Raw genomic sequence first — 12,570 nt, 5'->3', positions numbered from 1 at the left:
GACGAGCCGATGGGCGACGAGCCGATGGGCGACGACGTGTACCAGCCGATCGACCCCACCGAGGATGTCACCTACGAGGCGGACCTGGAGAACGCGCTCGGCGAGAAGGGCCTCGACGAGGTCCTTGACGAGGGCTACTCCCCGCCCGAGAGGCCCCTCGCGGTCACGGGCCCCGGCACCACGGCGGCCGAGCAGCGCGAGCGTCAGTCGCTCGACGAGCGCCTCGCCGTCGAGCTGCCCGACGTGGGCGCCGACGACGATCCGGGCGACGGCGTCGGCGACAGCCCCGACCAGGCGGGCGAGCCGCTCGGCGACGAGATCTCGGGCGGCGAACGGGCCGGGCGCCTGGTCGGCGACGAGGGCGAAGGGCCGCCGCGCGACGCCGACGTCACGGCCGAGGACGTCGGCATCGACGGGGGCGCGGCCGCGGCCGAGGAAGCGGCGATGCACATCGCGCAGGACGAGCGCGAGGAGCGCGCCGAGGGCTTCGAGCCCTGAGCGACCCGATCCGGTCGGCCATGTTCGACCGTGACCGAAGGCGCTCTCCTGCGGCCGTCCCCGCGTGGCTACGATGGTGGCCGCCATGCACGACGCGCCTCATTTCCGCAGCTATGTGGCCCTGGGTGACTCGTTCACCGAGGGCATGTCCGACGCCCTGCCCGACGGCACCTACCGGGGCTGGGCCGACCTCCTCGCCGCGCGGCTCGCCGCCAGGCACGACGGGTTCGCCTACGCCAACCTGGCCGTGCGCGGCAAGCTGATGCGGCAGATCGCCGCCGAGCAGGTGCCAGCCGCCGCCGCGATGGACGCCGACCTGATCACGCTCGTCGGCGGGCTCAACGACGTGCTGCGCCCGCGCTGCGACATGGACGAGGTGTGCGGGCTGCTCGCCGACTCCGTGGCCCGGCTCGCGCCCACCTGCCGCCAGCTGGTCCTGATGCGCAGCCCCGGGCGGAACGGGCCCGTGCTCGAGCGGTACCGGCCGCGCATGGACCGGCTGTTCGCGTTTATCGACGAGCTGGCCGAGCGGCACGGGGCCCTGGTCGTCGACCTCTACGCCGCACCCGCGCTCGGCGACCCCCGGCTGTGGGCCGACGACCGGCTGCACCTGACCGCCGAGGGCCACCGGCGGGTCGGCGAGGCGGTGTGGCAGCGGCTCGGACACGAGCCGGACTTCGCGTGGGACGTGCCGCTGCCGGTCTCGGCTCCCGTGAGCTGGGCGGTGCGGCGCGCCAAGGACGTCAGGTTCGCCCGCGAGCACCTGCTGCCGTGGATCGCCCGCCGCCTGACCGGCCGCTCATCCGGCGACGGCCGCCTGCCCAAGCGCCCCGAGCTGACGCCCCTCCTGCGGGAGAAGCGCCTCTGAGGCGGCCCGTAGAATCCGGTGGCGTGACTGACAAGCCGCGCATTCCGAACGTTCTGGCGGGCCGCTACGCCTCCGTCGAGCTGGCCCGCCTGTGGTCCCCCGAGCACAAGGTGGTGCTCGAACGGCGGCTGTGGCTCGCGGTCCTGCGGGCGCTTGACGAGCTGGGCGTGGCCGTGCCCGAGGGCGCCGTCGCGGACTACGAGCGCGTCGTCGACCGGGTGGACCTGGCGTCGATCGCCGCGCGGGAGCGGGTCACCCGGCACGATGTGAAGGCGCGCATCGAGGAGTTCAACGCGCTGGCCGGGCACGAGCAGGTCCACAAGGGCATGACGTCACGCGATCTGACCGAGAACGTCGAGCAGTTGCAGATCCGGCGCTCCCTGGAGCTGGCGCGGGACCGGGCGGTGGCGCTGCTGGCGCGGCTCGGGAGGCTGGCCGGGGAGCACGGGGCCCTGGTGATGGCGGGCCGTTCGCACAACGTCCCCGCGCAGGCCACCACGTTGGGCAAGCGCTTCGCCACCGCGGCCGACGAGCTGCTTGTGGCGCTCGGCCGGGTCGAGGAGCTGCTTGAACGCTATCCGCTACGCGGGATCAAGGGCCCGGTCGGGACCGGGCAGGACATGCTCGACCTGCTGGGCGGCGACGAGGCCGGGCTCGCCGACCTGGAGGGGCGGGTGGCCGCCCACCTGGGCTTCGGGCGGGTGCTGACGTCGGTGGGCCAGGTCTATCCGCGGTCGCTCGACTACGAGGTGGTGACCGCGCTGGTGCAGCTGGCCGCCGCGCCCTCGTCGCTCGCCCGCACGATCCGGCTGATGGCCGGGCAGGAGCTGGTGACCGAGGGGTTCAAGCCGGGCCAGGTCGGCTCGTCCGCGATGCCGCACAAGATGAACACCCGCTCGTGCGAGCGGGTCAACGGCCTGGCCGTGGTGCTGCGCGGCTATGCCTCGATGGCGGGCGAGCTGGCGGGCGACCAGTGGAACGAGGGCGACGTCTCGTGCTCGGTGGTGCGCCGCGTCGCGCTGCCCGACGCGTTCTTCGCCTTCGACGGTCTTGCCGAGACGTTTCTCACGGTGCTCGACGAGTTCGGCGCCTTCGAGCCCGTGGTGGCGCGCGAGCTCGACCGCTATCTGCCGTTCCTCGCCACCACCAAGGTGCTGATGGCGGCGGTGCGGGCGGGCGTGGGCCGTGAGACGGCGCACGAGGTCATCAAGGAGCACGCCGTGGCCGCGGCCCTGCGGCTGCGGGAGGGCGCCGAGGGCAACGACCTGCTCGACCGGCTCGCGCGCGACCCCCGCATCCCGCTCGACCGCCCGGGGCTCGACGCGCTGATGGCCGACCGGCTGTCCTTCACGGGTGCGGCCGAGAGCCAGGTCGCGGCGGTGATCGCGCGGATCGAGGAGGTCGTCAAGAGCCACCCCGAGGCGGCGGCGTACGCGCCGGGGGCGATCCTTTAGAGACGCGAAGGGACGCGAGAGACACGAAGGGACACGAACGGGCACGGTCGCGGAAGGCGGGCGGTGTGGGGAGTCTCACCGGTGGCGATCCGTCGCTGCTGCGCAGGATCAACTCCGCGGCGGTGCTGCGGGCGCTGCGGGACGCCGAGCCGTCCTGTTCGCTGACGGACCTGGCCAGGGAGACGGGCCTGTCACGGCCGACCGTCGAGGGCGTCGTGGAGGGCCTGGCCGAGGCGGGCCTGGTCGCCGAGACCGGGGTGTCGGGATCGGGAGGGCGCGCGGGGCGACCCGCGCGCCGTTTCCGTTTCAGGGCCGAGGCGGGGCTGCTGCTCGGCATCGAGCTGGGGCCGCGCCGGGTCGCCGCGGTGCTCGCCGACCTGGCGGGCCACCGGCTCGGCGGCGCGGCGCGCGAGGTGTCCACGCGGGCGACGGCCGACGAGCGGCTTGCGGGCGCGCAGGCCGTGGCGGCGGAGCTGCTCGGCGAGCGGGACGACGCGGCGCCGCTGCGCGCGGTGGGCGTGGGCAGCCCCGGCATCGTCGGCCTCGACGGCACGGTGACGCTGTGCACCGCGCTGCCGGGCTGGACGGGCCTCGACCTCGGCGGGCGGCTGCGAGCGGCGTTCGGCTGCCCCGTGCAGGTGGAGAACGACGCCAACGCCGCCGTTCTCGCGGAGCGTTGGGTGGGCGCGGCGGCCGGGGCCGACGACGTGGTGATGGTGCTCGCGGGGCTGAGCCCGGGCGCCGGGTCGCTGATCGGCGGGCGGCTGCACCGCGGGCACGGCGGGGCGGCCGGGGAGATCGGGGCGCTGCACCTGCTGGGGCGCCAGGCCACCCCCGAGCGGCTGCTGTCCACGTCGGGCGAGCCGCTGGATCCGCTGGACGAGATGGCCGTGGCGCGGGTGATCGCCGAGGCCAGGGAGGGCGACCGGCGCGCCGGGGCCGCGGTGGGGCGCTTCGTGGCGCGGCTGGTGCACGACGTGGCGGCGCTGGTGCTGGCGCTCGACCCCGAGCTGGTGGTGATCGGCGGCTGGGCGGTCGGCCTCGACGAGGTGGTGGAGCCGGTGCGGCGCGAGCTGGAACGTTACTGCCTGCGCGCGCCCCGCGTCGTGGCCTCCGCGCTCGGCGACACGGCCGTGGCCACCGGGGCGCTGCGGCTCGCGCTCGACCAGGTGGAGCGCGAGCTGTACGCGGTGGGGGGCGTCAGCTCGCGCTGAGCGACAGCGGCGCCTGGCTGCTCGACGCCTGGTTCCCGAAGGTGAGGCGGCACGTGTCGGCCCGGTAGGTCGCTGCGGCGACGGCCACGGTGCGGCCGCCCGCGACATAGCGGGTGGTGACGATCAGCACGGGAGAGCCGGGCAGCCGGTCGAGGCGGCGGGCGTCGTCCGAGCCCGCCGAGCCCAGCTCGACCGAGCGGTCCTGGCCGCCGAGGTCGAGGCGCCCGAGCCTGGCCAGCACGGCGCGGGCGCGCTCGGCGCCCGAGGCCCCGCGCGGCTCGTCGCCCGGGGGCAGCGCGTCGACCGGGATGAAGAGCTGCTCGGCGGCGACCGGCTGGCCGTGCGCGAGCAGCGTGCGGTGGACCACCTCGACCGGCTCCCCCGCGGGCACGTCGAGCGCCCTGGCCACCGCGGGCGGCGGCGGGGTGCGGACGGCGTCGGAGGCCACCCAGGTGTCGCCTGGAGCTCCCGGCCACGTGTGCTGGCGTGGGCTGACATCCACGCCGACGCGCGGCGGCGCCACGGTGGTGCCCACGCCGCGGCGGCGCTGGAGGCGGCCTTCGAGCTCGAGCTGGTCGAGCGCCTGGCGCAGCGTCGCGCGGGCCACGCCAAAGCGGGCGGCGAGCTCCCGCTCGTTGGGCAGGGCCTGGCCGACGCTGAACTCGGTGTCGAGCGCGCGCGAGAGCACCGTCTTCAGGTGCCAGTACTTGGGCTCCGGCTGATGGTCGAGCTGTGTGGTCCCCACTCGTGCCTCCCCGGTCGCCCGCGGACGTGGGTGCGCCGCGCGGCTCGATTATGAAAGGTTGTTGCGTATATGGGGGACCATAAGCCGCCCGGGTGACTTGGTCAAGACCAATCCCCCTGTCTAGGGTCACCTCGTGCGAAACGAGCAACAGGGCGAAACGCGGCACAACACGCGGGTCACCGTCGTCACCGGTGGGAGCCGCGGGATCGGGGCGGCGGTCGCGGCGCGGCTGGCGCGCGCGGGGCACGACGTGGCGATCGGCTATGTCAGCGACGAGGGCGCCGCGGCGCGCGTCGTCGAACGGGTGCGCGCCCGGGGGCGCTCGGCGGTCGCCGTGCGCGTGGACGTCTCCGTCGAGGACGAGGTGGACGGCCTGTTCACGGCGGCGGCCGAACGCCTCGGGCCTGTCACGGGGCTGGTCAACAACGCCGGGGTGAGCGGGCCCCTGGGCCGGTTCACGGAGACGTCGACGGCCGTGATGCGGCGGGTCGTCGACGTCAACGTCATGGGCTCGCTGCTGTGCGCGCGCCGCGCCGCGCTGGCCATGTCGACGCGGCACGGCGGCCCCGGCGGCGCGATCGTGAACATCTCGTCGGGCGCCGCGACGCTCGGCAGCCCCGGCGAGTATGTCCACTACGCGGCGACCAAGGCGGCGGTCGACACGTTGACGACGGGCCTCGCCAAGGAGCTGGCCCCCGAGGGGATCAGGGTGAACTCCGTGCAGCCCGGCATGATCGTCACCGACATGCACGCCACGATGGGCGACCCGGGGCGGCCCTGGCGCGACCCCGACCGGGTGCCGATGCGCCGCCCCGGCGAGCCCGACGAGGTCGCGGGCGCGGTGGCCTGGCTGCTGTCGGACGAGGCGTCGTACACCACGGGCGCGGTGCTGCGGGTCTCCGGAGGGCTGTAGGCGTTGACGGGGCGTCGACAGGGCGTCGACAGGGGCGTTGACATGGCGTCGACAGGGGCGCTGAGGGGGCGTTGACACCGCCCGGGGAACGGGGCCGCCACCGGGTCGCGGTGGCGGCCCCTCGCCGGGTGCCGGGCGTCAGCGCTGTTCGACGACGCGGAACGTCAGGACGTCGGTGAACCGGCGCCCATATGCGTCGGTCGCCGTCACCACCGCGCGGTGGCGGCCCGCCTGGAGGTCGTCGGGCAGCTCGAGGCGCCACAGGTGCATGGTCCGGTCGGCGACGCTGCCGCCGTGGACCAGCTGCTGGGCGACGGCGTGCGGGTCGGACCACTCGGGGCCGATCAGCTGGTCCTCGCCGCGCATCGGCTGGGTGCGGGTGGCCTGGCGGGACGGGCCGCCGTCGATCCGCACCTCCACCGTCGAACCGGTCGAGCCCATCCAGAAGTTGGTGGTCAGCCAGGTCTGCCCCGCCAGGTCGTCGCGGCTGATCACGAGCGGGTCGCCCAGCTCGGGAGCGGCGCCCTGGGGGTCGTCGTTCCACTCCTGGCGCTCGGCGTACCACGCGCGGTAGGTGGGGCTGTTGACGCCGAGCTGGGTCCCCACGCGGTTGCTCTCGCCGGTCACGGTGTAGCGCTCGCGGAACGCGTTGCCCGTGATGTCCAGGGTGAGCAGCCCCGGCCTGCCGCCGTCGCGGCCGATCGCGGTGGGGTAGCCGTCGTCGGTGATCTCGCCCGAGTACCAGTCGCCCGAGATGGCGCCCGCGGTGATGTGCGGGAACGGCAGCCCGTCGACGCCGAAGAGGTCGTTCCAGCCCTGGACGAGGTCGCCCGTGCGCATGTTCTCGATCGAGTGGGTGTGCCCGGCGACGGAGACGGCCCTGCGGCCCTCCAGCAGGTCGTAGACCTCGCGGACCTGGTCGACCTGGTGGATCGCGCTGCCCTCGTCGGCGAACGTCAGCAGCGGGATGTGGCTGGCGACCACGACCAGCTTGTCCTCGTCGACCGCGGCCAGGTCGCGTTCGAGCCAGGCGAGCTGGTTCTCGTCGAGGCGGCCGTTGTAACGGGGCGCGTTCTCGGGGTCGTCGCACTCGGGGCGGCGGCCGTCGGCGTTGTCGACATCGGGGGTGCAGGGGTAGCGCACGGTGTTCAGGGCCACGACGTGCGCGTCGCCGATGTCGTACGAGTAGTACGCGGGCGCCAGTTGGGCGCGGAAGGTGTCGAACGAGTGCTCGGCGGTGGTGGCGTCGAAGTCCAGGTCGTGGTTGCCCGGCAGGAAGCGGGCCGGGCCGTTGGTCAGGCTCGTCAGCTCCTTGACGTCCGGGTAGAGCGACAGGTCGTCGCCGACGACGTCGCCGATGAACAGCGTGCCACAGCCCTGGTAGTCGCGGCGCCCCGCCAGGTCGTCGATGGCGCCGCGGCGGGCGTACTCGACCTCGGTCCTGTTGTAGGTCTGGAGGTCGCCCGCGATCACGCAGTGCTGCTCCTGCGCGCGCGTCAGCTGGCTGCGGACGAGCGGGAAGTTGACCGCGTCGGGCAGGGCGCCGGTGGGCGCGATGCCGCCGTAGCGCAGCTCGGGCGAGCCCTCGGGGAGGTGGTTGTAGTGGAACTGGGCGACGTTGGAGTCGTCCACGGGCACCTGGTAGCCGGACGGCTGGGTGATGAAGACCGTCATATTGCCGTACACGGGGAGCCGGTAGCGGCCCTGGCGGTCGGTCGTCACGACGTCGCGGCCGTTCGACACGGTGACGCCCGCGAGGCCGCGCTCCCCGCGGTCGCTCTCGCTGTCGCGGTCCTGGTCGACGAAGACCGTGCCGGTCAGGAACGCGGGGTCGGCCGGGCCTTCGGGCGTGCGGACGACCTCGACCTGGCCGCGGTAGGCGGAGTCGTCCCAGTCCCCGGTGCCCGCGTGCGGGGTGGCGGCCTGCGGGGTGGCGGTGGAGGGGGTCGGGACCGTCGCGAGCGTCGCGGCGACCGCGAGGGTCATCCACGCCGTGAGGGCGACGCGGAGGCTGCTGTGTTCTCGCGAGGGGAAACTCAACATGGGGGGTTCTCCGGTGAGTCGTCGGCGCGAGTGCCGGCGCCGTCGGGCGGCGCGGAACGGATCGTGCGCGACGCGACTGAACGCAGGGCGCAGCGCGGGAGAACACCAGCCGTCCCGGGGTCGGCCCGGGTGCGAACGTTTCACGAACCTGTAACGGGCCACTCATCCCTGACGTCACGTCAGCTCGCGTCGTTCGGGGGTGCGAACGGCGCGAACGGCGCGAGCGGTCCCGGGTCCTCGGGCGGGGTGAGGTGGGCCAGCTTGTCGGGGTTGACGACCAGGTAGACATCGCGGACGCGCCCGTCCTCGTCGACCCGGAGCTGGAAGACGCCGTAAGGGCGGCCGTGCGTGGTGACCAGGAGCGCCGGGGCGCCGTTGACCTCGACCAGGTGGAACGCCGGGGCCGCTGGCGGGCGTTGGGCGACGCCCAAGAGGAAGCGGCCGACCTTGTCCGCGCCCTCGATCGTGCGCAGCGGCGCCTTGGCCTCGCCGCCCCGCTGGCGCGGCGGCGCGGGGTGGTGTATACGGCCGGGCGGCGGCGGGAGTTGCTCGCGTGGGCGCGGGCGGTCGACGGGCTGCTGATCGAGGACGCCTACGACGGCGACTTCGGCTACGACCGGGCGCCGGTGCGCGCCAGCGGCTGCTCGACCTGGCGCGTCCGGTGCGCGACCAGGCGGCCTTCGCCGACTTCCTGGCGAGCGGGGCGTGCGACCGGCAGCTGCGGCGTTGCCAACGCGCCTACCGCGAGCGCCGGGACGCGCTGGTCGCGGCGCTCGGCGAGCACTGCCCGGGGGCCGAAGTGACGGAGGTCGCGGCGGGGCTGCACGCGACGGTGACGCTGCCGGAGCGTTTCGGGCCCGAGGGGCGGTTCCTGAAGTGGCCCGCGAAGGCGGGGGTATCGGTGCGCACAGTACGGGAGTTGGGAGGTACGGTGTCAAAGGACGACCGGGCGCGGCTGGTTCTCGGTTACGCCCATGTGACGCCCACCCGGATCGTTCGGGCGGCGCGGTTGCTCGGCGAGGCGGCGCGCGAGCCACCAGCCGCACCACGGGCACCAAAGAGCGCAATTCACGCGTAAGCGCCTTTACCCTTCGGTCACAGGGCGTTCGTGATCACGCAATAACCGAACGCGAGAGTGCTTCCATGGCAGCAGACTCCGACACACCCGGCCCCTCGATCCGCTTCCCCCACGGTCGGCTCCGGACCACGGGAGGCTACGCGCCGGGGCGGGCCTGTCCGCCGCTCGCGGCCCGGGGCGTGGTCGCCGTGCCGGGGCCCCGCGCGGTGGTGACGGCCGAGGGCCGGAAGATCCTGCTACGGGCCGCGGGCCCTGGCGACCTCCCCGAGGCGCTTGCGCTGCACGCCCGTTGCTCGGAGCGGACGCTGGCCGGGCGCTACCGCGCCTCCGCGCACGAGGCCGACGCGCTGCTGCCGCACCTGCTGCACCCCGCCATGGGCCGCAGCGTCGCCGCGGTCACCGACGACGGCGACGTGGTGGGCCTCGGGCATCTGCTGTTCGACGGCGAGGAGTCGGAGGTCGCGCTGCTGGTCGCGGACGACTGGCAGCGGCTCGGCATCGGCTCCGCGCTGCTACGCCGCCTCATCGGGCTCGCCGTCCACGCCCGCCACGAGGCCGTGTACCTGGTGACCGGCCCGGCCAACGCCGCGGTGATCGCCCTGATGAACGCCGTGATCAACGCCACGGGCCTGCCGCTCGAACGGCAGACGACCGACGGCAGCCTGGTCCTGTCCGCGCGCCTCGCCCCCGGCGGCTGCCAGCCGCAGCTCCCGGTGGTGCTGCCCGCGCAGGGCGGGTGGTGACGAACACCCGTCCGGCGTACCAGGATGGGTTCATGTCAGAAGACCCACGTGTCCCGCTTCCGCGTCGGCTCGCCGACTCCTACGTCGACGAGCTGGTCGTGCTCGACCCGATCCTCGGTACCAGGCTCGGCGACCCCGAGAGCGCCGACCGGCTGCCCGACTTCTCCCCCGACGGGCAGCGGGCCCTCGCCGACCTGGCCCGCCGCACCCTCGACCGGCTGCCCGCGGCCGAGGCGACGCCCGGCGGGGACGGCGACGCGGAGCGGCGCTGTGCGCGGCTGCTGCGCGAGCGGCTGACCGCCGAGCTCGCGGTGCACGACGCGGGCGAGGGCCTGCGCGCGGTCAGCAACCTCAGCTCCCCCGTCCACTCCGTGCGGGAGGCGTTCATCATCGCGCCCACCGAGACGGAGGAAGACTGGGCCGCGGTGGCGCGGCGCCTGCGGGCGGTGCCCCGGGCGCTCGACGGGTACCGGGCGTCGCTCGCCGATGGCCTCGACCGCTCGCTGCCCGCCGGGCCGCGGCAGGTCGAGACGGTGATCGGGCAGCTCGGGGAGTGGACGCGGGGCGGCGAAGGCGGCTGGTTCGGGTCGTTCGTGGCCCAGGGGCCCGAGGCGCTACGCGCGGAGCTCGTCGCGGGCGCGCGCGACGCGGCGGCCGGGGTGGCGCGGCTCGCGGCGTGGCTGCGTGACACCTACGCGCCCGCCGTCGACGGCTCCCCCGACATCGTCGGGGCCGAGCGCTACGCCCGCTGGGTCAGGTACTGGAACGGCACCGACCCCGACCTCGATGACGCCTACGCCTACGGCTGGTCGGAGTTCCACCGGCTGCACGCGGAGATGGTGGCCGAGGCGGGGAAGATCCTGCCGGGCGCCTCGCCGTGGGACACGCTGCGCCACCTCGACACCGAGGGCGAGGCCGTCGAGGGCGTCGAAGAGGTGCGGCAGTGGCTCCAGGCGCTCATGGACGACGCGATCAGGGCGCTGGACGGCACGCACTTCGAGCTGGCTGACCGGGTCAAGCGGGTCGAGTCGATGATCGCCCCGCCCGGCAGCGCCGCGGCGCCGTACTACAGCGGCCCCTCGCTCGACTTCTCCCGGCCCGGCCGCACCTGGCTGCCGACCATGGGCCAGACGCGTTTCCCCGTCTACGACCTGGTGTCCACGTGGTACCACGAGGGCGTGCCTGGACATCACCTCCAGCTGGCGCAGTGGGCGCACGTCGCCGACGAGCTGTCCCGTTACCAGACGGCGGTCGGCACGGTCAGCGCGAACGCCGAGGGCTGGGCGCTGTACGCGGAGCGGCTGATGGACGAGCTGGGCTTCCTGTACAACGCCGAGCGGCGCCTCGGCTATCTGGACTGCCAGATGATGCGGGCGCTGCGCGTCATCGTGGACATCGGCATGCACCTTCGGCTGCGGATCCCCGACGACTCGCCGTTCGAGCCCGGGGCACGCTGGACGCCCGCGCTGGCGCAGGAGTTCTTCGGGCGGCACAACTCGCGCCCCGCGGACGTCGTGGAGAGCGAGCTGGTGCGCTATCTGGGCCTGCCGGGGCAGGCGATCGGCTACAAGCTGGGCGAACGCGCCTGGCTGCGCGGCCGGGAGGCGGCGCGGCGGGCCAGGGGCGCGGCGTTCGACGCGAAGCGCTGGCACATGGCGGCGCTGTCGCAGGGGTCGCTCGGCCTCGACGACCTGGTGGCCGAGCTGTCGATCCTCTGAGGCAACCGCCGCTCCGGACATGGGCGCGCGCCGGGGCGTGCACGCCGGGGCCGCGCCCCGCGGGGTCAGGGGGCGTCGGGCGCGGCCCGGTGGACGACGGTGGAGCCGCGGCGCGTCTTGACGACCTGGAGCTGGGCGGGGATCCGGCCGCGCAGATCGGGCACATGGCTGACGATGGCGACGCTGCGGTCGTGCTCGCGCAGCCCGTCGAGGACGTCGAGGACCTCGTCGAGTGACTGCTCGTCGAGGCTGCCGAAGCCCTCGTCGATGAAGAGCGTGTCGAGGCGGCGGCCGCCCGCCTCCTCGGCGACGACGTCGGCGAGGCCGAGGGCCAGGGCGAGGGACACGAAGAACGACTCGCCGCCCGACAGGCTCGCGGTGTCCCTGGCTCGCCCCGTCCACGCGTCCATCACGCGCAGCCCGAGGCCCGAGCGGGCGCGGTGGGCCGCCCTGGCGTCGGAGTGGACGAGGGTGTAGCGGCCCGCGGACATGCGGTGCAGGCGGACGCTCGCGGCGGCGGCGACCTGTTCGAGCCTGGCGGCCAGCACATAGGTCTCAAGGCGCATGCGGTACTCGTTCTCCGGGGCGGTGCCCGCGGTGAGCCCGGCCAGGCGCGTGATGTGGCGGCTCTCGTCGCGCAGCGGCGCCAGCGCGGCGGCGTCGTCGGCGGCGCGGGCGCCCAGGGCGTCGAGCTCGGCGCACCGGGCGGCGGCCGCGGAATCGGCCGCGGCGGCGGCGCGCAGCCGGTCGGTGGCGGCGGCCAGCCGGGCCGCCGCGGCGGCGGGGTCAGCGGGCGGCGCGTGGGCGGCGGCCGCGGTGCCCGGGTCGGTGAGGACGGCGGCAAGCGACGCCTCCTCGGCCGTCCAGGCGTCAAGGCGGTCCTGCAACGCCCGCTGCTCGGCCCGGATCAGCAGGGCGTCGGCCGCGGCGCCTGGCGTGTCGAACCCCGCGCCGTACGCGGCGTCGGCGGCGGTGGCGTCCGCCTGCTTGAGCCGGTCGGCGCTCTCCTCTGCGGCGCGGACCGCGGCCGCGGCGCGGGCGAGCGCGTCGGCGAGGCGGGAGGCGGCGGCGACGCGCGCGGCGAGGCCGACGCCCTCGTCGCGGTCCCCGGTGTCCTGGCGCTCGAACTCGCGGCGCAGCGCGGCCCGTTCGGCGGTGAGTGCTTCGTGGCGCGAGGCGCGGGCGGCGGCGCGCCGCCGGATGGCGTGGCCGAGCGCGAGCAGCCGCTCGTGCTCGCGCTCGGCCTCGGCGAGCGCGGCACAACCCCCGCAAGATCCGACAACAGACGCTCCCGCA

General features: G+C 74.9%; 11 protein-coding genes and 1 pseudogene. 8 read left to right on the top strand and 4 right to left on the bottom strand.

Annotated elements, in window-relative coordinates:
- Positions 1–9 precede the first annotated feature (9 nt).
- The 4 genes from DEH69_RS14800 to DEH69_RS14785 all read left to right on the top strand — a co-directional run bounded on the left by DEH69_RS14800 (position 10) and on the right by DEH69_RS14785 (position 4,034).
- A complete protein-coding gene (locus DEH69_RS14800) occupies positions 10–498 on the top strand; it encodes a DUF5709 domain-containing protein (RefSeq protein WP_113687507.1) in 489 nt (162 codons plus the stop codon).
- A 73-nt stretch (positions 499–571) separates the two neighbouring features.
- A complete protein-coding gene (locus DEH69_RS14795) occupies positions 572–1,366 on the top strand; it encodes an SGNH/GDSL hydrolase family protein (RefSeq protein WP_258534684.1) in 795 nt (264 codons plus the stop codon).
- Between the two features lie 23 nt (positions 1,367–1,389).
- Positions 1,390–2,820 (top strand): adenylosuccinate lyase, encoded by a 1,431-nt coding sequence (gene purB, locus DEH69_RS14790; protein WP_113687434.1) that lies wholly within the window; start codon positions 1,390–1,392, stop codon positions 2,818–2,820.
- 65 nt (positions 2,821–2,885) lie between these two features.
- Positions 2,886–4,034, top strand: coding sequence for an ROK family transcriptional regulator (locus DEH69_RS14785; RefSeq protein WP_113687433.1), 1,149 nt, complete (start codon positions 2,886–2,888; stop codon positions 4,032–4,034).
- Here DEH69_RS14785 and DEH69_RS14780 read toward each other — a convergent pair.
- On the bottom strand, positions 4,021–4,779 hold the full coding sequence (locus tag DEH69_RS14780; RefSeq protein ID WP_113687432.1) for a GntR family transcriptional regulator: 759 nt from the start codon (positions 4,777–4,779) through the stop codon (positions 4,021–4,023). The genes DEH69_RS14785 and DEH69_RS14780 overlap by 14 nt on opposite strands.
- A 133-nt stretch (positions 4,780–4,912) precedes the next feature.
- Here DEH69_RS14780 and DEH69_RS14775 point away from each other — a divergent pair, with 133 nt between their 5' ends.
- A complete protein-coding gene (locus tag DEH69_RS14775) occupies positions 4,913–5,692 on the top strand; it encodes an SDR family oxidoreductase (protein ID WP_113687431.1) in 780 nt (259 codons plus the stop codon).
- A gap of 138 nt (positions 5,693–5,830) precedes the next feature.
- Here the strand turns inward: DEH69_RS14775 and DEH69_RS14770 are convergent, their stop codons facing one another.
- Both DEH69_RS14770 and DEH69_RS14765 read right to left on the bottom strand, forming a co-directional pair.
- Entirely contained in the window at positions 5,831–7,678 is a 1,848-nt protein-coding gene (locus DEH69_RS14770) for a calcineurin-like phosphoesterase family protein (protein WP_113687505.1), read from the bottom strand.
- Positions 7,679–7,914: 236 nt separating this feature from the next.
- The gene (locus DEH69_RS14765) at positions 7,915–8,166 is read right to left on the bottom strand and encodes a hypothetical protein (protein WP_113687430.1); all 252 of its coding nucleotides are present in this window, start codon (positions 8,164–8,166) and stop codon (positions 7,915–7,917) included.
- 81 nt (positions 8,167–8,247) lie between these two features.
- Between DEH69_RS14765 and DEH69_RS14760 the strand changes: the two are divergent.
- The 3 genes and pseudogenes from DEH69_RS14760 to DEH69_RS14750 all read left to right on the top strand — a co-directional run.
- Positions 8,248–8,813 (top strand): annotated as a pseudogene (locus tag DEH69_RS14760) (PLP-dependent aminotransferase family protein); the annotation flags it as partial.
- Between the two features lie 65 nt (positions 8,814–8,878).
- On the top strand, positions 8,879–9,556 hold the full coding sequence (locus DEH69_RS14755) for a GNAT family N-acetyltransferase (RefSeq protein ID WP_147255587.1): 678 nt from the start codon (positions 8,879–8,881) through the stop codon (positions 9,554–9,556).
- Between the two features lie 32 nt (positions 9,557–9,588).
- Positions 9,589–11,274, top strand: a complete 1,686-nt coding sequence (locus tag DEH69_RS14750) for a DUF885 domain-containing protein (RefSeq protein WP_113687427.1) — start codon at positions 9,589–9,591, stop codon at positions 11,272–11,274.
- A 65-nt stretch (positions 11,275–11,339) separates the two neighbouring features.
- On the opposite strand, the gene DEH69_RS14745 is transcribed toward DEH69_RS14750, so the two are convergent.
- A partial coding sequence (locus DEH69_RS14745; protein WP_309302796.1) for an SbcC/MukB-like Walker B domain-containing protein occupies positions 11,340–12,570 on the bottom strand: 1,231 nt, incomplete at its 5' end.

The sequence above is a fragment of the Streptomyces sp. PT12 genome, assembly GCF_003311645.1.
Taxonomy (GTDB): Bacteria; Actinomycetota; Actinomycetes; order Streptomycetales; family Streptomycetaceae; genus Streptomyces.
The sequence above is the reverse complement of the archived record's forward strand: the minus strand, read 5'-3'. Positions and strand labels throughout refer to the sequence as shown.

What these genes read in the sequence shown, in the direction of transcription:
- DEH69_RS14770 (WP_113687505.1), bottom strand. Translation starts at nt 7,678, where the DNA reads ATGACCCTCGCGGTCGCCGCGACGCTCGCGACGGTCCCGACCCCCTCC.
- DEH69_RS14755 (WP_147255587.1), top strand. Translation starts at nt 8,879, where the DNA reads ATGGCAGCAGACTCCGACACACCCGGCCCCTCGATCCGCTTCCCCCAC.
- DEH69_RS14800 (WP_113687507.1), top strand. Translation starts at nt 10, where the DNA reads ATGGGCGACGAGCCGATGGGCGACGACGTGTACCAGCCGATCGACCCC.
- DEH69_RS14750 (WP_113687427.1), top strand. Translation starts at nt 9,589, where the DNA reads ATGTCAGAAGACCCACGTGTCCCGCTTCCGCGTCGGCTCGCCGACTCC.
- DEH69_RS14795 (WP_258534684.1), top strand. Translation starts at nt 572, where the DNA reads ATGGTGGCCGCCATGCACGACGCGCCTCATTTCCGCAGCTATGTGGCC.